Genomic DNA, 25031 nt, shown 5'->3' with positions numbered 1-25031 from the left:
TCAGCCGATCCAATCGTCGAAGGACAGTCCGGAAATGCGCTCGTAGGCCTCGATATACCGCGCACGGGTCTTGTCGACGATGTGCTGGGGCAACGCAGGGGGCTGCGTGTCGGAGGCGCGGTCCCATCCGGATTCGTCGCTGGTGAGCCAGTTGCGGACGATCTGCTTGTCGAAGCTCGGCTGCACCTTGCCTTCCGCATACTCGGCCAGATCCCAGTATCGTGACGAATCGGGGGTGAGCACCTCGTCGGCCAGCACGAGATTGCCCGCCTTGTCGAGACCGAACTCGAGTTTGGTGTCGGCGAGCATGATGCCCCGCTCATAGGCGAAGATCGATGCGCGGTCGTAGATGTCGAGGGTGTCCTGGCGCAGCTGCATCGCCAGATTCAGCCCGATCTTCTCGGCGACCTGCTCGAAGCTGATGTTCTCGTCGTGATCACCGAGGTCGGCTTTCGTCGCGGGCGTGAAGATCGGCTCGGGAAGCCGGGAGGCCTCCACCAGCCCCTCGGGCAGGCCCACGCCGCACACCGAGCCGGTGGCCTGGTAATCGGCGAGACCGGACCCGGTGAGATAGCCGCGGGCGACGCACTCCACCGGCACCATCTCGAGTCGCTTGACGATCAATGCGCGACCGAGGACCTCGGCGGGAATCCGCTCGTCATCGGGCTCACCCGCCAGGTGGTTGTTCGCGTCGAGGTGGTCGAAGAAGAACACACTCATCGCGGTGAGCACGCGCCCCTTGTCGGGGATCGGGGTCTCCAGGACATGGTCGTAGGCCGAGATCCGATCGCTGGCCACGAGCAGCAGATGCTCGTCGTCGACGATGTAGAGGTCGCGGACCTTGCCGCCTGCGAGATGTGAGTAGGAATCGAGTGAAGGACGCACGGTGACACCCTAGTGGTCGACACCGACGCATACCGCACTCCGTGGCGGATATCCCATCGACGGGGCAGGCGTCACCCCCCGTCCATGGGAGCGGCAGTGCACGCTGAGGCCCTGCCGTGATCGTATCGCGATCGGAACGAAACCGATTGTTTCGTTCTGCCGCATGATGGGGCACCATCTCTTCGGTGAGGACCAGACGCGGCGATAACAGATCCACCGACGACATCACGTACATCCCCCTCGGCTCGTCCGGCCAGGCGTCGAACGAGCTCCGGAATGCCACGGCGATGCAGGACACGACCGACTACGAATCACTGCGCGCTGCAATGGACGCGGAGTATTACTGGCGCGGCGTCAAAGAGACGTTCCAGATCGCGGACGAGTCGTTCGCCACGGTCTCGAGGGAGACACGCGATCGCCTCGACATCTCCGCGGCCGTGATGGCGCGCGCATCCCACTGGGTCGGCACGATCGAGCTGGCCGCGGAGGGCGCACACCTGTACGGAGCTCTCGTGGCCTACACACAGGGTGTCGGCGACAGCTACTCGGCGATCGAGTCGTGGGCACGCACCACCAAGAACGCTCTGCGTCCCTGATCCGCGAACATTGATTCGGGCACGCAAACGGCCCCCAGGAGCGAGGGCCGTTCGGGCGTGCGGTGCCGCAGGTTCGCACCCGCTGCGAGGCAGTTTTACTGCGACTGGTTGGCGGGCAGCTTCTCGAGTGCTGCGTCGATGGAATCGAGTGCGAGAAGCGCTGTTTCGTAGGTTGCAGCATTGGCATGCTTGACGGCGACGAGGTTACCGGCCTTGACTGCGGGCAGTTCCTTCCACAGCGGTGAGTCGAACAGTTCCTGCAGTGCCGGAGTGACGGAGCCGTCCGCTTCGATACCGTAGACGATCACGTCGGCGTCACCGAGGTTCTCCGGCAGCTTCTCGAACGAGAGGTACTCGCCGTGGGTGATCGCGGGGTCGGCCGGCTCGCCGGGGAAGTCGAAGCCGAGGTCGTCGAAAAGATTCGAGGTGTAGGACGACTTGTACTCGCGCATGTATTCACCGGGGTTCGTGCCACACTCGCTGCACACACCGGCAAACTTCAGGCCGCCGAGGGTACCGGCGTACTTGTCGGCGAGTTCCGCAGCGCGCGCGTCGTACTCGTCCTTGAACTCGCCGTAGGCGTCGCTCACGTTCGCAGCATCGGCGAACTGCTCGCCGAGTTCACGCCATTGACCCGGGATACTGGGACCGAGGAACACCACCGGCGCAAGCGTTTCCAGCGTGGCCATGTCGAGCTGCTCCTGGACCATCGCGGGAACACCCATGATGATGAGGTCGGGCTCAGCCATGGTGATGGCCTCGTAGTTGAGGTCGGCGACCGACATGTCGGGAGCGACCTTCGGCAGCTCCTCGTATGCGGCGAGGGTCTCCTCGTCCATGTTCTCGGTCTCTCGCGTCCACTCGCACACTGCAGCGAGGTTGGCGTCTGCCTGGATCAGAGGAAGCACCGCGTAGCCGCAGGCGACGATGCGCTGCGGATCTGCCGGGATCTCGATGGAACCGTTCTGAGCCTCGAAGGTGCGAGTCTCCGTCGAAGCAGCGGCATCCGTTTCTTCGGAGCCTCCATTGTCGCTCGAACATCCCACCAACCCGACCGTCAACAAGGCCGCCGCGCCGAGCACTGCGGCGCTGCGCACCCGGCTCCGTTTCAGAACCCGCATCGTGTGTCTCCCACATGTCTCGTCGCCGGCAGCGCGTTGCCCCGGGTCACGATTGGTTAGGCTAACCAAAAGAACGGACCAAGCCAAGCGCCCCGTTCATCCGATTTCACCCGGAATTTCGGCGAACCGACCCTTCTCGTCGCGCAACACGATTCGTAGCGATAGCAAAGGTAAGGCTAACCGTATAGTTTCGTGACCGGTCGCGCGCAGCCGCCGCGGCCGATCAGCCGCAACCGAAAGGTGTGAGCATGCAAGCACCGGTCGCCGTCGCCGCCGCAACCGACCGGGCCGGACGGACCACACCGCCCCCCTTCGTGCTGTCCCGCCCTCACGGCACCGTGCTCGCCCACGGTGTTCACGCCCGCTTCGACTCTGCCGCCGACGCCGCCTCCGCACTCCGCACCGGACGAATCCGCGCGGTGGTCGGAGCTCTTCCCTTCGCCCCCGACCACCCGGCAGCGCTCACCGCGCCCGAGGTTCTCGACCACACCGCCACCACATTCACGACAGAAACGCCTGCGCTACCGACGATCCGGATCTCCGGAGTCATGCCCGCCGAGGCCGAACACGTCGACCGCGTGACCACGGCGCTGGGTCTGCTCCGTGCCGACGACAACACGCTGGAGAAAGTCGTCCTCGCCCGAGCCCTCACTCTCGAGGCCGAGAGCCGCATCGATCCCGAAACACTTCTTGTCGCTCTGGTGTCCCACGACACCGTCGGCAACGGTTTCTCCGTCGATCTCAGTGCGGCAGGCGCGCAGTGGTCCGGACGTCACCTGGTGGGGGCAAGTCCCGAGGTGCTCATCCGCCGCCGTGGCGACCTCGTCACCGCGCACCCCCTCGCCGGTTCCGCACCCCGGAGTTCGGACCCCGAACTCGACCGCGCCACCGCCGAGGAACTTCGCGCATCCGCCAAGAACCTGGGTGAACACGCCCACGTGATCGATTCCCTGCGGGCATCGCTCGAGCCGCTGTGCTCGGAACTGCACATTCCGAATCACCCTTCCCTCACGAGCACTCGGCAATTGTGGCATCTCGGCACTCCCGTGTCGGGCAGACTCCGCGACACGTCGGTGACCGCCCTCGACCTGGCGCTCGCCGTCCATCCGACACCCGCGATCTGCGGAACCCCCACCGAGTCGGCCCGCGACCTGATCCACGAACTCGAAGGTGACCGCGGCTTCTACGCCGGCGCACTCGGCTGGTGCGACGAGAACGGCGACGGCGAATGGATGGTCACCATCCGTTGCGCGGTCCTCGAACCCGACGGCACGACACTGACTGCACATGCGGGCGGAGGCATCGTCGCAGATTCCGATCCCGCCGACGAATTGGCCGAGACCACAGTGAAGTTCGGTACCGTTCTCGAGGCCTTCGGGGTCCAGCGATGAGATTGTGATCCACCGCTGAGGTATCCGCGCGGATTCTTGCTTCCCACATCCACGATCGTGGCAGCGGGAAGCGAAAATCCGCGCGAGAGTTCAGCTCACACGGCGACCGGCTGCTCGACTCGGGCAGCGAGTGCCGCGTACCGGCCGCCGAGCGCGACCAGCGTGTCGTGGCTACCGCGTTCGACGATACTGCCGTGATCGAGTACGACGATCTCGTCGGCGTCGCGGACCGTCGAGAGGCGGTGCGCGATGGTGATCGTCGTGCGGCCGTGTCGCGCGGTGTCGATCGCCTGCTGCACCAGACGTTCCGTTTCGTTGTCGAGCGCGCTGGTGGCCTCGTCGAGCACCAGGATCCGTGGGTCGCGCAGCAACGTCCGCGCAATGGCGAGCCGCTGCTTCTCACCACCGGAGAAACGGTGACCGCGGGCTCCGACGACGGTGTCGTAACCCTCCGGCAGCGACACGATCAGGTCGTGGATGCGCGCGGCGCGGGCGGCGTCCTCGATCTCCGCATCGGTCGCGTCGGACTTCGCGTAGCGCAGGTTCTCACGCACGGTCGCGTGGAGGAGATAGGTCTCCTGCGAGACCACACCGACCAGCGCGGCAACATCGGCGAGCGCCATGTCGCGCAGGTCCACACCGTCGATCGTGACGCGCCCCGATGTCGGGTCGTACAACCGCGCGACGAGGCCGCCGAGTGTGGTTTTGCCCGAACCGGTCTCGCCGACGAGGGCAACCTGAGCACCTGCAGGCACGTCGAGGGTGATGTCGTCGAGTGCGAGGCGGTGCGCGCCGTCGTACCGGAAGTCGACGTTCTCGAATCGCACTGCACCCGCGACCCGTTCGCGGTCGACGTGGACCGGTTTCTCCGGGTCGTCGATCTCGACGGTGAGGTCCAGGTATTCGAAGATCCGGCTGAACAGCGCGAGTGAACTGGTGACGGTGATTCCGACGTCGAGCAGGCTCATCAGCGGCCGGAACAGGGTCGCCTGCAGACCGGTGAAGGCGACGAGGGTGCCGATCGTCATGCCGCCGGACGTAGCGGGCAGGCCTGCGACGAGATAGAGCACCGCGGGGATCGCGGAGAAGACGATGTTCATGGTGGCCATGCGCCAGCGTCCGGACAGCTGCGCATGCAGTTCGAGATCGGCGAGTTCGTCGGAGGTCTGCGCGAACTTACCTGACAGCGCGGGCCCGGTGCCGAGTGTCTTGACGAGCAGGACACCGCTGACGGACAGCCCCTCTTCGATCTGCGTCTGCATGTCGGCCATGCGGCGCTGCTGGCGAGCGGTGATCACGCGGCGCATCATCGCGACACGGCGGGTGAGCCAGATGGCAGGCGGCAGCACGATCAGCGACAGCAGCGCCAATCGCCAGCTGAGGATCGTCATCGCGACGGCGGTACCGACCACGGTGGTGACGTTGGAGGCGATGGACGTCGCCGTGGAGGTCACCACCGACTGCATTCCACCGATGTCGTTGGTCAGCCGCGACTGGATCTCACCGCCGCGGGTGCGGGTGAAGAAGCTCAACGACTGCCGTTGCAGGTGCGAGAACACGCGAGTGCGCAGATCGTGCATGATCCGCTGCCCGACGGTCGTGGAAATCCACGTCTGAACGACGCCGAGCAGGGAGCTGACAACGGTGACGGCGAGCATGCCGCCCACCACCCACAGCAGCAGGCTCACGTTCTGGTCCGGGATCGCGTCGTCGATGGCGGCGCGGACGAGGAAGGGGCTCGCGAGCGAGATGACGGACGATGCGACGATGAGCGCAACGACGACGGAGATCTGCCAGCGGTAGGGGGCGAACAGGGCGCCGATGCGCCGCAGGCTGACGGGTGATTCCTTCAGCTGTTCGATGTCTTTGGGGTCGACCTTGGCTCCGCGGCCTCTGCCGCCGCCCTGGCCTGGTGGGGGCTGCATCATGTGCGCACCACCTCGATTCATGATTCGTTCGTACTTAGTGAGGTTGCCTCATTAAGAGGTAACAGTCAACTGAGGTATGGTGAACGTCATGTCGGTCTCCCCCGCCACACTCCGTGACCTTCTCATGGCCACCACCCGTACGCTGCGGAAACGCTGGCACGAGAAACTCCGGCCGTGGGAGCTGACCCCGCACGAACACCGGGCACTGCGGGTGATCGGCAACGCAGACGAGCCGGTCCGGCTGGGGATCGTCGCGAAGTCGCTGCACATCGTGCCGCGGTCTGTCACGGAGGTCGTCGACCGGCTCGAGTCCCGTGGCCTGACCGAGCGACTTCCCGACCCCGCCGACCGGCGCGCGGTGTGCGTACAGCTCACATCCGACGGGCGGCGCCTGCTGACCGAGCTCGATGCCGCGCGCGACGCCGACGCGGCCGAGGTCTTCGCCCGACTCGACGCTGCCGAACGCGCCGAGCTCGCCCGCCTGCTCCTCAAACTCACCGGCGATATCGAGACGCAGCAAAGATCGGCAGAACACGCCGCTGCAGATTGACGGGCTCCACGCGAGGTGACGGCGCCCGCCACGCCGGTCCACTCATCATGAATTCACCCGGCGCCCGGATGGCATCGATGATGTTCGCGACCATGACGCCGACCGAGCAACGCCTGTCGTACCCGGTCGGCCCTCGTGGACCGAAGCGATCGTCGCCGCGCTACGCATCGATCCAGCGCGTCAGTTCGCGTCCGGACTCCAATCCAGCACAAGGTCGATGAGCCCCGGGAAGCGGGCATTCAGGTCCTCGAGGCGCACGCGACTGCGCCGCTCGAGCCCGTACTGACGCTGGGTGATGACACCGGCCTCGCGCAACGCCTTGAAGTGATGCGTGAGCGTGGATTTCGGCCGGTCGAACCCGAACCACCCACAGGTCTGATCGAATTCTTCGGACGACAGCAGGAGCCGCCGCACGACGGTCAGCCTCAACGGCTCGGCGAGAACGCCCATGACGCGTTCGAGGCGGATGGCCTCGGCCGGAGGCTCGGGAAGCCGCGCGGGGAGACCTCTCGGCTCCCCTCCGCGGGCGTAGGTCGACGCAAGCCTGTGCATACCTTCAGATTAGCTGATGTACGAGATTATTCGTACTGATGTTAAGTTCGACTCGACTCGTACTTGTACGAGAAATTTCGAACTAGGTGGTGCGGATGGAGAAGGTAGTCGAGCAACGGGATCTGCGATGGTCGGTGGCGGCAGCGTTGACCGTGGTAGCGGTATTCGTGCTGTCCAACGCCCCGACGCCGCTGTATGTCGAGTGGCAACGGACGTGGGGATTCTCCTCAGGCATGCTCACGATCATCTTCGCCTGCTACATGATCGGACTGGTGGGCACGCTGGTCATCGCGGGCAGGCTCGCCGACCGGTACGGCCGCCGCGTGGTCCTGGTGCCCGCAATGGTGGCCGCGATCATGTCGGGGGCGTTGTTCCTGCTCGCACAAGGCGTCCTGTGGCTCCTGGCGGCACGACTGCTCGCCGGTGTCGCCGTCGGTGGTGCGGTGACAGCAGGAATGGCCGCGGTGGTCGACGTCGCCCCGACCGCCCGCAAGCGGGCCGGGGGCCTCATCGCGTCCGCCTCCATGGTGCTCGGCGCAGGGATCGGCCCACTACTCTCGGGCGTCACCGCGAAGGCGACCACCACCCCGCAGCTGTGGACATTCGCCCTCGTCACGGCACTGGGAGTCGCCGCCCTGGCAGTCAGCGTGCGGCTGCCGCTCCCCGCTGCCGACCATGCCACGTCTTCGGACGCTCTCCTGCGGTGGCCGCGTCCACCCCGGGACCGCCGACGCGAGCTGATGTGGGGTGCGGCGACCTTCGGGCCAGGGATCACGGCAACCTCGTTCGTGCTCTCCCTTGGTCCCTCGGTGCTCGCCGTCCCCCTCAGCGTCCCGGATCCGCTGGCCGCAGGGGCTATCGCCTGTGCAATGTTCTTCCTCGCGACCGGGATCCAATTCGCCGCGGGCAGCCTCTCCACCCGCTCCCATCTCGCACTCAGCTCCGTTGCCGCCGTGGCCTCGATGGGGATGCTGACCATGGCCGTCACGGTGACGCCGTGGTGGCCGGTCTTCCTTGCTGCCGCCCTGCTCGCGGGCACTGCACAAGGACTTGGTCAGCTTGCCGGCCTCACACTCATCGCTACGCGGATCTCTCCGGATCGGCGTGCCGAGTCCAACGCCGCGCTCAACATCTCCGGATATATCCCAGCCGGAGTACTGCCGGTAGCCACCGGCTATCTCGCTGACGCCATCGGACTCGGCAATGCCGTGATCGCGTTCGCAGCGACTCTCGGTACCGTCGCGATGATCGCCCTGGTGGTGGTGCGCGCCAGCACGCGAAGCAAGTCACCGTCCGCTACGGACGCACGATGAGCGAACTCACGTCCCCGTTTGCCCGCCGCAATGATCGCTACAGATCGCCTCGATCAAGCTGCGTTGCAAGCCACTCCGCCACAGCGCCAGTGTTCCGCAAGTACCCGACAGCGACCCTGGACGTGTTTCGCTGGACGGTACGTACTTCCCATCATCGACAGGATCGATCACTTCAGCGGGTCGCACACCGGAAAACCCGTTGCTCAGGCGAACGAGTGCCCGTAACCTCGGCGGACGTCCCACTCATCCCAGAACGGAGGCAGAACATGCTGCCGGTCACCGAACGCGACATCAGATCGTCGTTCATCAACTGCTCGAAAGGTGACGCGAAGCGCCTGTCCGTTCCCGCCGACCTGGACGGTCTCCCCTGGGACGACCTCGACTTCCTCGGCTGGACCGATCCGTCCTATCCCGGTCGCTGCTACGTGGTGACCCAGCAGGGCGACGAACTGGTCGGGGTCGCGTTGCGCCACGGGTCCGGCGGCCGGCGTCCCGCGCAGATGTGCTCGGTCTGCCAGACGACCCACCCCAACGGCGGAGTGCACCTCATGGCAGCGAGCAAGACCGGCGATTCCGGACGACGTGGCAATACCGTCGGCATCTACATGTGCGCCGACCTCGACTGTTCGCTCTACGCACGGCGCAAGAAGACCCCGAGCGGGGGGCGACAGTATCGCGACGATTCACCCGTCGACGACAGAATCGAGCGGGTCCGGTCCAATCTGGACGCGTTCATCGCCCGCGTCGGCTCGCACTGACAGACACCGCCGCCACTCCCCCGCGTTCGAGGGAGTGGCGACGACGACCTACGGTCGGATGACAGCGTCCGCAAACCTCCGGATGGCATCGAGTCGGGCCTGCGGATCGGACGGGTCCGCCCCGTACATCCGCCAGGGTGCCACGCGCACACGGGTGACCCCGATGTCGGCGAGCGCACGGTACCCGTCGACGTCGGAGACATCGGTGGGCGACACATCGATCTCGAACGGAACCTCGGCGCGGCCGAATTCGGAACGTAGCTCCGCCAGTCGCAAGATCGCCGAGGTGAGCCCTTCGGTATCGGTATTGACCGAGATCCAGCCGTCCGCCAGCCGCGCCGCGCGCCGCAGGCCCGCCTCGCTGTGGCCGCCGCCGTAGATCGGAACGGGCCGATCGGGCGCCGGGCTGATCATGAGGCGGTCGAAATCGTAGTGCTTACCGTGGAATTCGACCCACTGCGGACCTTCGCCGGCACACACGGCCTTGACGACGGCGATGGCTTCGTCGGTGCGGGCACCGCGAGTGCGCATCTCGGTACCGGTGAACTCGAACTCTTCTGGTATCCAGGATAATCCGACACCGACGGCGATACGGTTCTGCGACATCACCGCCATCGTCGCGACCTGCTTTGCGGTGAGCAGCGGGTCGCGCAGCGGCAACTTCAGCACGTTCGTGTAGAACCGCACGCGCTGCGTGACCGCGGCCATCGCAGTCATCGCGATGAACGGGTCCGGCATCGGCGTCTCGGGAGCCCACATCCGCTTGCCATCCGGTGAATACGGATAGTCGGCCGACACCGTCTCGGGGTAGAAGACCGAGTCGGGCAATGCAATCGCGTCGTAGCCGCTTTCGTCGGCGACTCGGGCGAACTCCGGCAGGTCGCGTGCATCGATCATCGCTGCGGGCAGTGCCCATTTCATGGGCACCGAACTCACAGTTCGACCACACGCGACGTCGGGATCGGATGAGAATCGGCCTTGATCCAGCGCATCGCCCAGGTACCCTCGGCGTGCGAATCGGTATCGATCCAGTTTCCGTAGCCGGGATCCTTCGCGGCGACCACGATCGTCAGGGTGCCGTCGTCGTTCAACTTCGCCGTGTGGTTGTTGATGTAGATGTTCGTCCGGTTGTAGTCGAGCGACTCGACCCAGAAGTTCTGCAACACGAAATTGAAGTACTCGCAGTTGGGCACCTCGGTCTCGATCACCCAGGCTTCGTCGGCGGCGAGTTTCCAATAGCCGTGCAGATAGAAGATCGTGGGATCTCCACCGGCCTCCTGGAACTGGGCCTGGCCGCGGTCGAAGATCTCGTTGGGCTGGGGCTGGAATCTGCGTGACCACTCGAGGAAGGTCTCCGCCATGCCCTTCACGATCCCGACCGACTTGGTCAGTCGCTCGCCCAACGCCTCCGGGCTCAGCGGCTCGAATTCCCCATCCGGGTCGAGGCACTCGATCGACAGCTCACCGACGACCTCGTTGCGCCGGTCCCGGTGAGTCTGCCGAACAGAGATGAGGTTGCTGTCCGGCGACAGCGGCAGCCAGGCACCCTCGGCGGGCTTGTCGACGCTCGCAATGAACTCGAAACGGCCGTTCTCGTCGACCTCGAGATCGTGGATGTGCAGGTCGCCGGTCTGCAACATGGTGCCATCGATGTGGTACCGGTTGACGCGTGAACCAAACGTGATGAGCGGGACAGTGCCCCGGCTCCCGACGACCCGGTACGTGTACTTACCCGAGATATTGGCGCGCATGTAGACGTTGTCCGGGTTGTCGGCACCGATCTTCGTCATCATGTTCGAGTTCGGCGCCGACGTGAACTGCGGCCAGCGCGGATCGGTGTACTCGACGCAGTTGATGGTTCCGTATCGGAGCAACCGGCTCAGGTAGCGAACCCCCTCGGCCTGAGTCAGTGGATCCTGGGGGACGATGTCGTCCTCGAGGACCTTCCCGACCTCGAGCAGATCTGCGCAAAACTTTTCCCACGTAGCGTTCATATGAGTACCCCTGTTCTGGTGGATGTTTCAAGTGTTCACACGGTGGCAGCGAACTTCGCCTCGACGTCGGCGGCGCTCACGCCGAACTCCTCGAGTGAATAGCGGTGCGACGGCCGGCGATGGTCAGCGAGGCTCGCCTGGTGCGATGCCTCCACCGCAGCGCGGGCCGCGTCCGTGAAGGGCATGGCGAACTGCGAATAGATCTTCTCGACGGTGCCGACCGCGTCGGAGATGAAGTCCTTGTAGTCGACGTCGATGAACTGATCGGGGTTGTACCGGGTACGGGCACTGTTGAAGTTCGCGTTTCCGCGCGCCCACAAGTCGAGTTGGGTGCGCCCGATGGCGGGTCGGTCGAAGGCTTTCGACATGTCATGGCCGCCCTGCTCCGCAAGGCTGAATGTGGACGCCATCGACGTCAGCGGATCCCGGAAGGTGCGAACGAACAGCGCATCGGGGTAGACAGACATGATCTCATCAATCGCGAAGACATGACTCGGGCTCTTGAGTACCCACCGCCGGTCCGAGTCGTGCAGCCCTATCAACTGCAGGTTCCTCTTGTGCCGCGCATACGTTTCAGTCCAGTCCTGCCCCGCGAGCCACCGGGTGTAGCTCGGAACGTATGCGACGGTCTCGAATGCGGTCGAGAGCATCGTCTGCTGGAGCAGACGCCAGCATTCCTCGACCTCCTCCGATCCCATGAAATGCACCTTCATCAGATCTGTCTCGTTACGTTGGCGAGCCCGATAGAAGGCATCCGAACGCACGAACTCCTCGTTCTCCGACCACGTGTCGCGAGGCGGACGCGGCTGCGGCCGCTCGGCGAGCCACATCTCGGCACCCTGATGCGCCGGGTCGGCGCCGAGCAACCGGTGCAGCGCCGTGCTTCCGGTCCGCGTCAACCCGACAACGAAGATCGGGCGATCGATCGGAACACCGACATGCTCAGGGTATTTCGCAAATCCGGCCTCGCTGGACAAGCGTCCCGCGAGCGCGGCGACGATCATCTTGTGCGCGATCACTTTACCGTGAGGAGTGAGGTCGGCCTCCCGTTCGAACGACTCGAGCAGAACCCGCAGCCCTTCGAGGTAGTCGTCGCTGCCGAAGTCGTCGTAACCGGCGGCCTCGCGCGCGGCCTGATGCAGGTCGTCGATAGAGCCGATGCCGTCGTAGTCGTGTGTCATCCATGAGTCCTTTGAGAGTGAATCAGTGATGGGCGTGGCCGCAGTTGACGTCCAAGCACTGCCCAGTGATCGCGCGAGCGAGATCGGAGGCGAGAAACAGCACGGCATTCGCGATGTCGTCGGGCTCGGGAAGTCGACGCAGATCCGTTCCGGCCGCGATCTCGGCGTAGACCTCGGCCGGGTCGACGCCGCGCTCCGCCGCTTGCTTCTCAACCATCCGCTGGACACGTTCAGCCCAGATATATCCTGGTGCAACTGAATTAACCCGAACTCCCGTCGGCCCCATCTCCACCGAGAGGCTTCGGGCGAGGGCGAGCAGACCGGCTTTCATCACACGGTAGGCACCGAAGTTCGGCAGCTGGTTCCGCAGCACCATCGAGTTGATCATCACGACCGATCCCTGGGACCGTTCCAGCGCGGGCGCCAGTTTCCGGGTCAGGTTGAGTGCCGCCAGCAGATTGATGTCCAGGCCCTGCCGGACCACCTCGAACTCGGTGTCGAGCAGCCGCTCGTGCGGTGGCTGCACGAACGCGTTGTGCACTACCGCGTCGACGACTCCGAACTCTGCGAGCGCAGACTCGGCGAGATTGGTGACGGACGCGTCGTCAGTGACGTCTGTCGGCACGGACACCGCGGTACCGCCCAATTCCCGGATCTCCTCGGCGACCTCCGTCAGCCGCGATTCGGTCCGGGCGGCCAGGACGACGCGGGCTCCTGCGAGCGCGCCGCGGACGGCCACCGAGCGTCCGAGCCCCGTCCCCACACCGGAGACGACGAGGACCTTGCCCTCGAGCAGTATCGGCATCGTGGGCGCGGCTCGCTCGGCCGCCGTCACACTTGGGCCTGCGGGTCGATCACGACGCTGAGCGAAACGATTCGGCAGTCGTCGTCGAACTCGAACAGGTCGCTGGCGAGGAACGCGGGCATCCCCTCACGCGCCACTCGCACCTGCATCGCGGCATACCGGCCGGTGACGATGATCGGCGAGTGGCGGCTCACCGTGAAGTCCACCTTCGCGTTCTCGATGTCGAACCCGCGGATCTCCTCGAGGCCACGGTATGTCCGCACGCCGAGCGGCTCGTGTTGTACGGCGCCCTCCGCGAACAGCGACACCAATTGGTCCACATCGTGGTTTCCCAGGTGCTTCACATACGACTCGAGCGCCGAACAGATTTCGTCTCTCGTAGGCAAGAAACGTTCCTTCCGTGAGGGGTGGGTGGTACGCGGGAACAGATTCAGGCGATCGCGCCGCGGCTGCGCAGCAGCTCGATGATCTGCGCGCTCGCATCTTCGGGTGACGTCGCGGTCGTGTCGATCCGCAGGTCTGGATGCTCCGGCGGCTCGTACGGGGAATCGACGCCGGTGAAGTTGGTCAGCTCTCCGCGACGTGCCTTCTTGTAGAGGCCCTTCGGATCCCGCTGCTCGGCGACAGCGATCGGGGTGTCGACGAATACCTCACAGAACTGGTCGGACCCGACCAGTTCGCAAGCAGCATCGCGCTCGGCACGGAACGGCGAGATGAAGGATGCCAGCACGATCAGACCGGCGTCGGCCATCAGCCGGGCTACCTCGGTGACACGCCGGATGTTCTCCACCCGGTCTGCCTCGGTGAATCCGAGGTCGCGGTTGAGACCGTGCCGGATGTTGTCGCCGTCGAGCAGGTACGTGTGGCAGCCGAGTGCGTGCAGCCGACGCTCGAGTTCGTTGGCGATGGTGGACTTCCCGGAGCCCGAGAGGCCGGTGAACCACAGCACTTGCGATCCGTGGCCGTTGAGCGCCCGGCGGGCATCACCGTTGACGTCCACAGCCTGCCAGTGGATATTGTCCGAGCGGCGCAGCGAGTGCGCGATCATGCCGGCGCCGACCGTGCTGTTGGTGAGCCGGTCGATGAGGATGAACCCGCCGGTATCGCGATTCGCAGCGTAGGTGTCGAACGGCACCGGCCGGTCGAAGCTGATGTTGCACACGCCGATCTCGTTGAGCGCAAGCGTGTTGGTCGCGGTCTTCTCGAGAGTATTGACGTTGACCTTGTGCTTGGGCTTGGTGATGCGGGCCTGCACGGTCATCGTCCCGATCTGACACAGGTAGGGACGCTCGGGCAGCATCTCGTGTTCGCCCATCCACACCACGTGCGCCTCGAACTGGTCGGCCACACCGGGCAGCATCTCCGCTCCGGCGAGCACATCTCCACGGCTGACATCGATCTCGTCGGCGAGGGTGATGGTGACCGATTGCCCGGCGATGGCCTCGTCGAGGTCGCCGTCCATGGTGACGATCCGCGCGACGGTGGACTCTTTGCCGCTGGGGAGAACTCGCATCCGGTCGCCCGGCCGCACGGCTCCGCCGACGATCTGGCCGGAGAAGCCACGGAAGTCGAGGTTGGGGCGGTTGACCCACTGCACCGGCATGCGGAACGGGCCATTGCGCAGGTCATCGTCGATCTCGACGTCTTCGAGGTGCTCGATCAGCGTCGGCCCGTGGTACCAGGGCGTGTTGGAGCTGCGTTCGGTGAGATTGTCACCGACGTACGCCGACATGGGGATCGCGACGACGTCTCCGAGCCCGATCTCGTTTGCGAAACTCGTGTATTCGCTGACGATGTCGTCGAACACATCCTGCGAGTAGTCGACCAGGTCGAGTTTGTTGACGGCGATCACCACGTGGCGGATGCCGAGGAGCGAGACGAGGTACGAGTGCCGACGGGTCTGGGTGAGCACACCTTTGCGGGCGTCGATGAGGATCACCGCGAGGTCGGCGGTGGACGCGCCGGTGACCATGTTGCGGGTGTACTGCTCGTGGCCCGGGGTGTCCGCGACGACGAACTTGCGCTGCTCGGTCGAGAAGTAGCGGTACGCGACGTCGATGGTGATGCCCTGTTCGCGTTCGGCAGCCAAACCGTCTACGAGAAGCGCGAAGTCGAGACCCTCGCCCTGGGTGCCGACCTTGCGTGAGTCGGCTTCGAGCGCGGAAAGCTGATCCTCGAAGACCAGTTTCGACTCGTAGAGCAGGCGCCCGATCAGGGTGGACTTGCCGTCGTCGACGCTGCCGCAGGTGATGAAGCGGAGCATCGACTTGTTCGCGTGCCGCGCGAGGTACTGCTCGATGTCGTCGGCGATCAGTTCCGAAGGCTGAGTCATCAGAAGTACCCTTCCTGCTTCTTCTTCTCCATCGAGGCACTGGAGTCGTGGTCGATCACGCGACCCTGGCGCTCGGAAGTGGTGGTGAGCAACATTTCCTGGATGATGTCGGTCAACGTCTCGGCCGTGGATTCGACGGCGCCGGTGAGCGGATAGCAGCCGAGGGTGCGGAAGCGCACGCTCTTGAGCTCGGGAACCTCGCCGGGCAGCAGCGGCATCCTGTCGTCGTCGACCATGATCAGTGCGCCGTCACGCTCGACGACGGGTCGCTTCGCCGCGAAATAGAGCGGGACGATCGGGATGTTCTCCTGCCGGATATATTCCCACACATCGAGTTCGGTCCAGTTCGACAGCGGGAACACCCGCAGAGACTCACCGGGCGACTTGCGGACGTTGTACATCCGCCACAGTTCGGACCGCTGCTGTTTCGGATCCCAGCGGTGCTCGGCGGAGCGGATCGAGAAGACGCGCTCCTTGGCACGGGACTTCTCCTCGTCGCGGCGCGCGCCTCCGAATGCGGCGTCGAATTTGTGGAGGTCGAGGGCCTGCTTGAGGCCTTCGGTCTTCCACATGTCGGTGTGGGTCGCCGAACCATGCGTGAACGGGTTGATACCCCTCTCTATGCATTCGGGGTTCTTGTAGACGACGAGGTCGAGATCTCCTGCGGCAGCGGTCTCGTCGCGCAGCTTGTACATCTCGCGGAACTTCCACGTGGTGTCGACGTGGAGCAGCGGGAAGGGTAGGCGGGACGGGTAGAATGCCTTGCGGGCCAGGTGCAGCATCACGGCGCTGTCCTTGCCGACCGAGTACAGCATCACGGGGTTCTCGCTCTCGGCGACCGCTTCCCGCATGATGTGGATGCTCTCGGCCTCGAGACGTTCCAGGTGTGTCAGGTTTTTTCTGATGGTGGGACTGCTCATCGTCCGAGCACCTCCAATGCTTCGCCGGCCAGTTCGGGGCGGCAGATCAACAGGTCGGGCATCCAGGGGTTTTCCTGGTTATAGTGGGGTTCGGAGCCGTCGATTCGTGAGACGTGCAGTCCGGCGGCGCGTGCAACCGCCACGGGGGCTGCGGAATCCCACTCGTACTGGCCGCCGGTGTGGGCGTAGATGTCGACCTCGCCGCGCACCACGGCCATCGCCTTCGCGCCGGCCGATCCCATCTCCACGAGTTCCGCGCCGAGGGCGGTCGCGAGGGCCAGCACGGGTTCGGGTTTGCGGGTGCGGGAGACGACCACGCGAGGGGTGTGCGATAGCGACGAGAAGGCTGTGGGGGTGTCGCCCGTCGAGTAGGTCACACCGAGGGCGGGCATCGCGACCGCGCCGACGGTCAGCAGTCCGTTCTCGACGAGAGCGACGTGCACGGCCCAGTCGGCGCGTCCCGACTCCCCGAATTCGCGGGTGCCGTCCAGGGGGTCGACGATCCACACACGGTCCGAGCCGAGCCGGGCGAGGTCGTCTGCACCTTCTTCCGAGAGCACCGAGTCCTCGGGGAACCTGTTCGCAAGCTCGTGGACGAGCCACTCGTGACTCTTCAGGTCTCCCAACCGACGAATCTCGTCCGGATCCGCTCCGGATTCGAGACCGAGACGGAGATCGAGGAGTAATGCTCCTGCAGCAGTTGCCAATTCCGATGCCGCGAGCGCATCGTCTGCATTCGAGAAGGGAGGGGTCGGGTGTGTCGCCACCGGGGCGCCGTGGTCCATGAATGAGACTCTAACCACAGAACGAACATTGTTCAATCCCATTTCGAACAATGTTCGATCTCAGTCGGAGACGCCACGCCGGTGCGGACGTCGACAACCGCCGCACCCCGGCTACGGTGGGACGATGGGCGAATCGAGCAGCAAATCGATCTATGGGGACGCAGAGGCACGGCGTCGCCGCACACTCGATGCGGCTGCCGCCCTGCTGGACGAGGGCGGGTACTCCGCACTGACGATCCGCTCGGTCGCGAAACGCTCCGGAACCAGCGTCGGGCTGATCTATCAGTACTTCACCGATAAACAGGACATCTTCACCTCGTTACTCAACGAGAGTCAGATCGAGTCCCGGTCGTTCGTGGCCGCTCTCCCCCGCGACCGCGGAGTCGCGGCGCTGCTCGCCGCGGTGATCCCCGAGTCCACTCGCCAGTGGGGGCGAGTCGGCCGCTTCACTGCCACTTGGCGCGACGTCGAAGGCGACGACCACACCGAACGCGAATCTGTCCGCAAGGTGCGGCGAACCGCCCGGGAGTACAACACCGAGCTCCATGCCGCGCTGACGGAGGCCGCCGCCGCCGAACACCGCACACTGCGCGACGACCCGGCCATGCTCCCCTTCGCCCTGTCCGTCCTCCAGGGCGTGGCCGACACCATCGTCCACAACTGGGCCGCCGACCTCGATCACGCGGAGCTCACGGAATTCGCCGCGGCATCGCTGACCCGGGCCATCACTGCGCCCGAAGACGGGCCGCGGACACAAGGGTGACAAAGACTCAGTCGAAAGTCCCACTCAGCGGTACTCGGCCATTGTGACCAGCCACACAACCATACCGTGCTCCCTCGAAGCCTCACGGAATTCAGGAGCTCGTATGAGTACATCGGTGATACCCGATCGGCCCCGATCGACACGCACGCAACAGCGATACGAACGGACGCGCCCGGTCTGGCTGATCGTGTCGGTACTGATCGCGGTGGAAATCATCAGCGCGTTCGAGACATCGATGATGTACGCGGCGCTCCCGACGTTCACCGAGATCTTCAATACGGACGCATCTGCCGTCGGATGGAGCGTCACCGCGTTCCTGCTGGTTGCTGCCGCCTCCGCCGCCGTATGTGGCCGCCTCGGTGATATGTACGGCAGAGAGCGCGTCCTGATCATCGTCCTGATCTGCGCAGCAGTCGGATCCATCGTCAGCATGGCCTTCGGCACTCTCTGGGGCGTCATCCTCGGACGTGCGATCCAGGGCGTCGCAGGCGCGATCCTGCCCCTGTGTATCGGCCTCGCCCGCGAGCACCTCCCGGCGAAGAAGGTGCCGATGGCCGTCGCGTTGATCGCCGGTTCCGCGGTCGCCGCCGGTGCCGCATCGCTTCTCGTGGCCGGCCTGATCATCGACCTCGGCGACTGGCGGTACATGTTCGTCGTCACAGCCGTCTACGCCATCGGATGCGTCGTCCTCGTCGAGGCCGTGCTGCCGTGGCGTCATCGTGACACCGAACGTCAACAGGTCGACTTCGTCGGCGCGATCGGTCTGGCCATCGCCGTGACCGCCATCCTGCTGGCGCTCACCCAGGGCAAGTCGTGGGGCTGGGGCGACCCCCGCGTACTCGGTCTGCTGGTGGCCGGCATCGCGATCTTCGCCTGGTGGGTGCGCTGGGAACTGGGCCGCAAGTCTCCGATCATCAACCTGCGCCTGCTCGCCGAACGCAACGTCGCCGCCACCATGCTCGCCACCGTGGCGCTGGGCATCGGCCCGATCGGCGTGACAACGATGCTCATTCCGATCATCATGCAGACACCCACCACCGCGCCGTTCGGACTCGGCCTGTCGGCCACCCACGCCGGGATGCTCTCGTTCGTCGGCGCCATGATCGGAATGCTCTTCACCCCGCTCGCAGGCAAGATCGCGACAGCACTGGGCGCCCGGTCGTCGCTGCTCCTCGGCACCACGGTGTTCATGATCGCGTGCGCTTCGTTCTTCCTCTTCCACGGCTCGGTCGTCGGCATGACCGCACTGGTGGTGGCCGTCTCCGTTGCGACCGCGTTCGCCTACACGGCACTGCCGAACCTGCTGGTCGAGTTCGTGCCCGAGCACAACACCAGCGAGATCACCGGAAGCCAGTCGGTCGTGCGCACCGCGGCGATGGCGATCGGCACGTCGATCACGACGGTCCTGCTCGCCACCCTCGTCGTGCCCGGCACGTCGACGCCGACGGTGGCCGCGCTCGGGGCCGTGTGCGCGTTGCTCGTGGTCATGTGTGCCATCACGATCGTGCTCACACTCAGCATCAAATACCAGAAGAACTGACGGAACTCAGGATCGGCCGGCGGTTCCGAGAACCGCCGGCCGATCACTGCGTCGAGGCGTACTGCTACGGCTCGAAGACGACCCTGCCCACGGTTGTTCCCTCACCGAGCCGCGCAATCCCATCGGCGAGCTCCGACAATGACAGCCTCTCACTGACCAGTGGCGCGATCGCCCCGGACTCGGCGAGAGCCGCGAGTTCGGTGTGGCATTCTTCGATCACCGCGCGGTTGCGTTCCTTGTAGAGACCCCAGTGCAGGCCGATGATCGAATAGTTCTTGATCAGTGCGTGATTGAGTCCCGGGGTGGGAATGGTTCCGCCGGCGAAGCCGATGATCACGATCCTGCCCTCGAACGCGATGCACTTCGTCGATCCGGTGTAAGCATCGCCGCCAACGGGATCGAACACGACATCGGCGCCCTTGCCGCCGGTGAATTCCTTGACCAACGGTACGAAATCATCGGTGTGCCGGTCGATCACCAGGTCGGCGCCGAGCTTCCTGCAATACTCGGCCTTTTCGGGCCCGCCCACCACGCCGATCACACGGGCGCCGGCAGCCTTGCCGAGTTGCACCGCGGCGCTGCCCACACCGCCCGCAGCAGCGTGCACGAGCAGCGTCTCTCCCTCGAGCAGGCGCGTTCTGCGGTGCAACGCGAACCATGCGGTCTGATATCCGATGAACAGCGCCGACGCCGACGCATCGTCGAGCGACGCGGGTGCGGGGAATGCGTTCACCTCGTCCATCACGGTGCGCTCGGCGAACGCACCGAGCGGCAGATTCGGATTTCCGATGACCCGGTCGCCCACGGAGAAACGGGTGACGTTCTCCCCGACGGAGATCACCTCACCGCACAGTTCGACTCCCGGCGTGAACGGCAGCGGGGGCCTGACCTGATATTTTCCCCGGCACAGCAGCACGTCGGGGAAGTTGGCCGGTGCCGCGAGCATTCGAACGAGCAGCTGCCCGGGGCCTGCCGCCGGGTCGTCGATCTCCTCGAACCGGAGTACATCTCGCGGCTCACCGAGTTCGTGTACACGCCACGCTTTCACAAGATCACAGCCTTCACGTAGTCACAGCCTTCAGGTCGGTGGTTGTCGGTCGGTCAGATTCCGGCATCGGCCGCGACCGCCCGGGCGGCGTCGACGAGCGCGTCGATGCGCTCCACGGTCGGGGTGCTCGCGGCTGCCTTGTTGCGCGGGTCGTCGAGCGCGCGCCTCATCACGCCCTCGGCGATGATCGCCACCTTCCACAACCCGAGTGCATGCCAGAACTTCAGTGCGGCGGGGTCGCGACCGGTCTCGGCGAGATACATCTCCACGAGTGCGGCACGGCTCGGGAAGCCGTCCAGTTGTGTGGCCGGGAAGTCTCCCGCGGTGTGCTCGCCGGGTTCGCTCCAGTACGCGAGCATGCTTCCCATGTCCGCCAGGGGTTCTCCGAGTGTGGACAATTCCCAGTCGAGTACGGCTCTCACCTCACCGTCGTCGGGTGAGGTGATGAGGTTGCGCAGGTGGAAGTCGCCGTGGACGAGCGTGACTTCCCGCTGTTCCGGGATACTGGCGGACAATCTCCGGGTGAGGTCGTCGAGGCCGGGTATCTCGCGTGTCTTCGAGCGTTCCCATTGCCCCGACCACCGGGTGAGCTGCCGCTGGGCGTAGGGCTTGTGGCTCGCGAGATCCGCCAACCCCACCGCGTGGAGGTCGACGGCATGGATCGCCGCGAGCGTCCGAGGCAGGCGAATCCCGATCGTGTGTCGCTGTTTCGGGGTGAGTGCCTCGGCCACCGCCATCCGGTCGACGACGAGTCCGTCGACGAACTCCATCAGGACGAGCGGCGCATCGGTGACCGACGGGTCGTCGGTCACCGCAAGAATCCGGGGTACGGGTACGGCGGAGTGCTCGAGGGCCGAGAGGATCCGGGCTTCCCTCGCAACATCGTGCGCAGACGCGAGCAACGTGCCCAACGGTGGTCGGCGCAGCACCCACTGTCGGCCGGATGCCTCGCCGATCAGGTAGGTCAAGTTGGATTGCCCCAGCCCGATCCGCTCGAAGGTCAGCGGGCCCGCAAGCGCAGGCACGATTTCGGCGACCCACGCCGTGACCGCGTCGGTATCGATCCCGACCACCACGGTCTCAGGCATCGCGCGCGCCTCCCTGCCGGAACGACGCCGCGTTGCCCAGCAGCCGGCCGCCGTCGATCACCATCACCTCGCCGGTGATCCACTGCGCCGCATCCGATACGAGAAAGTGAACGGCCGACGCGATGTCGACGGGCTCACCGATGCGCCCGAGCGGTGTGGACGCCGCGACCCGCGGTTCGTGGTCTTTCCACAGTGCTTCGGCCAGTTTGGTTCTCACGACACCGGGTGCGACGGCGTTGACGCGGACCATCGGCGACAGCTCGAGCGCGAGCTGTTTGGTGAGGTGGATCAGTGCGGCCTTCGACGCGTTGTACACGCCGATATTCGCCTCGAATTTCATGCCGCCGATCGACGTGGTGTTCACGATGCTGCCACCGTGATCGCCCATCCACGCCTTCACCGCCAACGATGTCCACAGCATCGGACCCCATACGTTCACGTCGAAGGTCTTCGCGAACCGCGCGTGGTCCTGCTCGATCAGCGAACCGTACGACGGGTTGGTCCCGGCGTTGTTGACGAGAATGTCGATGCTGCCGAACTTGTCGAGGGTGAGGTCGACGCATCGACGCGCAGCTTCCTCGTCGACGGCATGTGCACCCACACCGAGCGCAGCCGGGCCGATGTCGGCAGCGGCGGCGTCCGCCGATTCCTGGCTGCGCGACGTCACGACGACGTTCGCTCCCGCCTCTGCGAGGGCGCGGGCGGTTTCCAATCCGATGCCGCGGGAGGCGCCGGTGACGATCGCTGTCCTGCCCGTCAGGTCGAATCCGGTCATGAGGTGGGCCGCAGGTCTCGGTACTTGCGCAGTTCCTGCTTCGCGATCGCGCGCTTGTGTACCTCGTCGGGGCCGTCGGCCAGACGCAGTGTGCGCAGATGCGCGTATGCCATGGCGAGCGGGAAATCGTCGGTGACGCCGCCGCCGCCGTGCACCTGGATCGCACGGTCGACGATCTTCAGCGCGATGTTCGGTCCCGCGACCTTGATCGCCGCGATTTCGGTGCGCGCTTCTTTGTTGCCGACGGTGTCCATGAGGTACGCGGTCTTGAGAGTGAGGAGGCGGATCATCTCGATCTCGATGCGCGCCTCGGCGATCCAGTCCTGGATGTTGGCGTTGTCGGCCACGGGTTTACCGAACGTGACGCGTGATTGTGCACGGCGGCAGAGCAGTTCGAGTGCGCGTTCGGACACACCGATCGCACGCATGCAGTGGTGGATCCGGCCGGGGCCGAGACGCGCCTGGCTGATGGCGAAACCTTCGCCTTCACCTTTGAGGACGTCCTTCGACGGCACGCGCACGTCCTCGAACAGGATTTCGGCGTGGCCTTCGCGGTCGTGGTAACCGAAGACAGGGAGGTTGCGCACCACCGTGACGCCGGAGGCGTCGATGGGGACGACCATCATCGACTGCTGCCGGTGAGGAGCCGCCGCGGGGTCGGTCTTACCCATCACGATCAGGACCCTGCAGTTCTTGTGCATCGCGTTGGACGCGAACCACTTACGGCCGTTGAGGACGTAGTCGTCGCCGTCGCGGACCATCGACATCTCGATGTTGGTGGCGTCCGAACTCGCGACGTCGGGTTCGGTCATTGCGAAGGCCGAGCGAATGGTGCCGTCGAGCAACGGCTTCAGGTACTTCTCTTTGTGTTCGTCGGTGCCGAAGAGCGTGAACACCTCCATGTTGCCGGTGTCCGGCGCGGCGCAGTTGCAGGCCTCCGACGCCAGCGGACTTCGGCCCATGATCTCGGCGAGGGGCGCGTACTCGAGGTTGGTGAGTCCGGGGCCCCACTCCGGATGTGGATGGAAGAGATTCCACAGTCCGCGCGAACGCGCTTCCGCCTTGAGGTCTTCCATGATGGGCGGGTGGAAGTGCGGGTCGCCGGCTTCTTCCATCTGACGGTGGTAGACGGCCTCGGCCGGGTAGACGTGGGAATCCATGAATTCCAGCAGGTCCGTCCGATATTTCTCGGCGCGCGGTGACAGGTCGAACAGTGACATGGCAAGCTCCTCGAAGAGTTGATCAGGATTCGGACATCAGAGACCGCTGGTAGCGCCGCATTCCACGCAGCCAGCGGTCGTAATCGGCGCCCTTGTTCCGGTACATCTGGAGTACCTCCGGGTGCGGGAGGATCAGGAACTGCTCTTCGCTGATGCCGTCGAGCACGATCTCGGCGACGTCGGCGGGTTCGAGCACGGCCGCGGAGGATGTCACGGCGCGGGTTCCGAGGTCGCCGAGCGACTCGCCGGAGTTGCTGCCCGCGTACAGCAGTGGCGTGTTGACACCCATCGGGCAGATGCAGCTGACGCGGACGCCCCGGTCGCCGTAGGTCACCGACAGCCATTCTGCGAATCCGACGGCGGCGTGCTTGGTGACGGAATATCCTGCCGCACCGATCTGGGTGAGTAGACCTGCCGCGGACGCGGTGCTCACGAAGTACCCTTCGCCGCGTTCCACCCATCCCGGGACGAGGAGTTTCGCGGCGCGGATGTGCGCCCGAAGGTTGACGTCGAAGATGTTCTCCCACTGGTCGTCGTCGAGGTCGAGTCCGTGCATGCCGGTGATTCCGGCGTTCGCGAAGTACAGATCGACCGGCCCGAAGCGGGTTTCGGCGATCTCGATGACCCTGGCGATCGCGGCGGCATCGGATGCGTCCGCTCCGGCGGCGACGGCACTGCCGGGGTGTTCCGCCAGGATGCGCGCGACGGTCTTCTCGGCAGCGGCGGTGTCGAGGTCGACGACCACGACGCGCGCTCCTGCCTGCGTGAGCCGCGCTGCGAGGGCGTCACCGATCCCGCTTCCCCCGCCGGTCACGATGGCGACTTTCCCTGCAACGTCCACTTTGCCTCCCGACAGTCGTGCTCCTCGTCCTCGCACTATAAGTTGAATGCGGCGTCAACTTCAACTGTTGAGGTTGCGCGGGTCCGCAACGCCGCACGACCCGCGGAGGACTCTTATGTCTCGGCGCGTCCGTACGCGCGAAGCACGTCGGCCATCAGCAGGTCCAAGGCCTCGCCCGCGGGAACCTCACTGCGTGCGCGCAGATAGTTCAGCGACAACGTGAGGTCATCGAAGCGGGCGATGTATCTGCCCCCCTCCGGTGCGAGAGTCCAGATCTCGACCTCGACACCTGCGACGGTTGTGGCCTCCCAGACACTTTCGGGCTCGGACCTCCCGGACACCCACAACGTCGCCGAGGGCGTGATGTACGAGTTCATCCCGGACCACTCGCATCCCGGCTCGGCCGACAACTCGCGCGGCACCGCCTCCCCCGCCCCCAACAGGTCGAGAGTCTCGCGGGAGAGTGCGGTACACGGGTCGATGCCCTCCGCCGCTTCAGGGTCCGCCACCGTCGAGACGACGGTGCCGTTGCGGGTCACGGTTACTTCTTGCTGGCTACAGGCAACGCAGGCCGCGGCTGTGAGGAGAGCGAGGGCGGCGATGCGAGTCGTCGTCATACCGGCATCGTACGACGGCCGAGCACCC

General features: G+C 65.3%; 25 protein-coding genes. 7 read left to right on the top strand and 18 right to left on the bottom strand.

Annotated elements, in window-relative coordinates:
* Positions 1-885, bottom strand: coding sequence for a phosphoribosylaminoimidazolesuccinocarboxamide synthase (locus ACFWB0_RS13260; protein ID WP_378490904.1), 885 nt, complete (start codon positions 883-885; stop codon positions 1-3).
* Positions 886-1070: 185 nt separating this feature from the next.
* Between ACFWB0_RS13260 and ACFWB0_RS13255 the strand changes: the two genes are divergently transcribed.
* Entirely contained in the window at positions 1071-1481 is a 411-nt protein-coding gene (locus ACFWB0_RS13255; protein ID WP_378490903.1) for a hypothetical protein, read from the top strand.
* A gap of 95 nt (positions 1482-1576) precedes the next feature.
* On the opposite strand, the gene ACFWB0_RS13250 is transcribed toward ACFWB0_RS13255, so the two are convergent.
* Positions 1577-2602 (bottom strand): ABC transporter substrate-binding protein, encoded by a 1026-nt coding sequence (locus tag ACFWB0_RS13250; RefSeq protein WP_378490902.1) that lies wholly within the window; start codon positions 2600-2602, stop codon positions 1577-1579.
* A gap of 248 nt (positions 2603-2850) precedes the next feature.
* On the opposite strand from ACFWB0_RS13250, the gene ACFWB0_RS13245 reads away from it, so the two are divergent.
* Positions 2851-3993: an isochorismate synthase MenF gene (locus tag ACFWB0_RS13245; RefSeq protein WP_378490901.1), complete on the top strand. Its 1143-nt coding sequence runs from the start codon at positions 2851-2853 to the stop codon at positions 3991-3993.
* Positions 3994-4088: 95 nt separating this feature from the next.
* On the opposite strand, the gene ACFWB0_RS13240 is transcribed toward ACFWB0_RS13245, so the two are convergent.
* Positions 4089-5921, bottom strand: coding sequence for an ABC transporter ATP-binding protein (locus ACFWB0_RS13240; RefSeq protein ID WP_378490900.1), 1833 nt, complete (start codon positions 5919-5921; stop codon positions 4089-4091).
* Positions 5922-5997: 76 nt separating this feature from the next.
* On the opposite strand from ACFWB0_RS13240, the gene ACFWB0_RS13235 reads away from it, so the two are divergent.
* On the top strand, positions 5998-6471 hold the full coding sequence (locus tag ACFWB0_RS13235; RefSeq protein WP_378490899.1) for a MarR family winged helix-turn-helix transcriptional regulator: 474 nt from the start codon (positions 5998-6000) through the stop codon (positions 6469-6471).
* A 180-nt stretch (positions 6472-6651) separates the two neighbouring features.
* On the opposite strand, the gene ACFWB0_RS13230 is transcribed toward ACFWB0_RS13235, so the two are convergent.
* Positions 6652-7023 carry an ArsR/SmtB family transcription factor gene (locus ACFWB0_RS13230; RefSeq protein WP_378490898.1) on the bottom strand — a complete coding sequence of 124 codons (372 nt, stop codon included), beginning with the start codon at positions 7021-7023 and terminating at the stop codon, positions 6652-6654.
* A 95-nt stretch (positions 7024-7118) separates the two neighbouring features.
* Here ACFWB0_RS13230 and ACFWB0_RS13225 point away from each other — a divergent pair, with 95 nt between their 5' ends.
* Together ACFWB0_RS13225 and ACFWB0_RS13220 are read left to right on the top strand one after the other, a co-directional pair.
* On the top strand, positions 7119-8336 hold the full coding sequence (locus ACFWB0_RS13225) for an MFS transporter (RefSeq protein ID WP_378490897.1): 1218 nt from the start codon (positions 7119-7121) through the stop codon (positions 8334-8336).
* Between the two features lie 266 nt (positions 8337-8602).
* Positions 8603-9094 carry an FBP domain-containing protein gene (locus tag ACFWB0_RS13220; RefSeq protein WP_378490896.1) on the top strand — a complete coding sequence of 164 codons (492 nt, stop codon included), beginning with the start codon at positions 8603-8605 and terminating at the stop codon, positions 9092-9094.
* Positions 9095-9142: 48 nt separating this feature from the next.
* Here ACFWB0_RS13220 and ACFWB0_RS13215 read toward each other — a convergent pair whose 3' ends face one another.
* From ACFWB0_RS13215 to ACFWB0_RS13180, 8 genes are read right to left on the bottom strand one after another with little or no spacing between them, the layout of a single operon-like run.
* Positions 9143-10015: a TIGR03619 family F420-dependent LLM class oxidoreductase gene (locus ACFWB0_RS13215; protein ID WP_378490939.1), complete on the bottom strand. Its 873-nt coding sequence runs from the start codon at positions 10013-10015 to the stop codon at positions 9143-9145.
* An 11-nt stretch (positions 10016-10026) separates the two neighbouring features.
* Positions 10027-11088: a DUF1214 domain-containing protein gene (locus ACFWB0_RS13210; RefSeq protein ID WP_378490895.1), complete on the bottom strand. Its 1062-nt coding sequence runs from the start codon at positions 11086-11088 to the stop codon at positions 10027-10029.
* 35 nt (positions 11089-11123) lie between these two features.
* On the bottom strand, positions 11124-12269 hold the full coding sequence (locus ACFWB0_RS13205; protein WP_378490894.1) for a sulfotransferase family protein: 1146 nt from the start codon (positions 12267-12269) through the stop codon (positions 11124-11126).
* Between the two features lie 22 nt (positions 12270-12291).
* Entirely contained in the window at positions 12292-13074 is a 783-nt protein-coding gene (locus ACFWB0_RS13200) for an SDR family oxidoreductase (RefSeq protein ID WP_378490938.1), read from the bottom strand.
* 26 nt (positions 13075-13100) lie between these two features.
* Positions 13101-13460: a nuclear transport factor 2 family protein gene (locus tag ACFWB0_RS13195; RefSeq protein ID WP_378490893.1), complete on the bottom strand. Its 360-nt coding sequence runs from the start codon at positions 13458-13460 to the stop codon at positions 13101-13103.
* Between the two features lie 44 nt (positions 13461-13504).
* Positions 13505-15406 (bottom strand): sulfate adenylyltransferase subunit CysN, encoded by a 1902-nt coding sequence (gene cysN, locus ACFWB0_RS13190; protein WP_378490892.1) that lies wholly within the window; start codon positions 15404-15406, stop codon positions 13505-13507.
* On the bottom strand, positions 15406-16311 hold the full coding sequence (gene cysD, locus ACFWB0_RS13185; RefSeq protein ID WP_378490937.1) for a sulfate adenylyltransferase subunit CysD: 906 nt from the start codon (positions 16309-16311) through the stop codon (positions 15406-15408). The genes cysN and cysD overlap by 1 nt, the downstream gene beginning before the upstream one ends.
* Before the next feature lie 11 nt (positions 16312-16322).
* Positions 16323-17111, bottom strand: a complete 789-nt coding sequence (locus ACFWB0_RS13180) for a 3'(2'),5'-bisphosphate nucleotidase CysQ (protein WP_378490891.1) — start codon at positions 17109-17111, stop codon at positions 16323-16325.
* 124 nt (positions 17112-17235) lie between these two features.
* On the opposite strand from ACFWB0_RS13180, the gene ACFWB0_RS13175 reads away from it, so the two are divergent.
* On the top strand, positions 17236-17874 hold the full coding sequence (locus ACFWB0_RS13175; protein WP_378490890.1) for a TetR/AcrR family transcriptional regulator: 639 nt from the start codon (positions 17236-17238) through the stop codon (positions 17872-17874).
* Between the two features lie 103 nt (positions 17875-17977).
* Positions 17978-19414 carry an MFS transporter gene (locus ACFWB0_RS13170; protein WP_378490889.1) on the top strand — a complete coding sequence of 479 codons (1437 nt, stop codon included), beginning with the start codon at positions 17978-17980 and terminating at the stop codon, positions 19412-19414.
* Between the two features lie 64 nt (positions 19415-19478).
* On the opposite strand, the gene ACFWB0_RS13165 is transcribed toward ACFWB0_RS13170, so the two are convergent.
* The 6 genes from ACFWB0_RS13165 to ACFWB0_RS13140 all read right to left on the bottom strand — a co-directional run bounded on the left by ACFWB0_RS13165 (position 19479) and on the right by ACFWB0_RS13140 (position 25003).
* On the bottom strand, positions 19479-20462 hold the full coding sequence (locus tag ACFWB0_RS13165; protein WP_378490888.1) for an NADPH:quinone oxidoreductase family protein: 984 nt from the start codon (positions 20460-20462) through the stop codon (positions 19479-19481).
* Positions 20463-20515: 53 nt separating this feature from the next.
* Positions 20516-21550 carry a phosphotransferase family protein gene (locus tag ACFWB0_RS13160; protein ID WP_378490887.1) on the bottom strand — a complete coding sequence of 345 codons (1035 nt, stop codon included), beginning with the start codon at positions 21548-21550 and terminating at the stop codon, positions 20516-20518.
* Entirely contained in the window at positions 21543-22325 is a 783-nt protein-coding gene (locus ACFWB0_RS13155) for an SDR family oxidoreductase (protein WP_378490886.1), read from the bottom strand. Before ACFWB0_RS13155 ends, ACFWB0_RS13160 begins: the two co-directional genes overlap by 8 nt.
* A complete protein-coding gene (locus ACFWB0_RS13150) occupies positions 22322-23545 on the bottom strand; it encodes an acyl-CoA dehydrogenase family protein (protein ID WP_378490885.1) in 1224 nt (407 codons plus the stop codon). Before ACFWB0_RS13150 ends, ACFWB0_RS13155 begins: the two co-directional genes overlap by 4 nt.
* A gap of 22 nt (positions 23546-23567) precedes the next feature.
* Positions 23568-24386 carry an SDR family oxidoreductase gene (locus tag ACFWB0_RS13145; protein WP_378490884.1) on the bottom strand — a complete coding sequence of 273 codons (819 nt, stop codon included), beginning with the start codon at positions 24384-24386 and terminating at the stop codon, positions 23568-23570.
* 113 nt (positions 24387-24499) lie between these two features.
* Positions 24500-25003 (bottom strand): hypothetical protein, encoded by a 504-nt coding sequence (locus ACFWB0_RS13140; RefSeq protein ID WP_378490883.1) that lies wholly within the window; start codon positions 25001-25003, stop codon positions 24500-24502.
* Positions 25004-25031 lie beyond the last annotated feature (28 nt).

This window comes from Rhodococcus sp. NPDC060086 (assembly GCF_042730275.1).
In the GTDB taxonomy this organism is placed as follows: Bacteria; Actinomycetota; Actinomycetes; order Mycobacteriales; family Mycobacteriaceae; genus Rhodococcus.
Note: the sequence above shows the minus strand (reverse complement) of the source record. Positions and strands in the feature narration are given on the sequence as shown.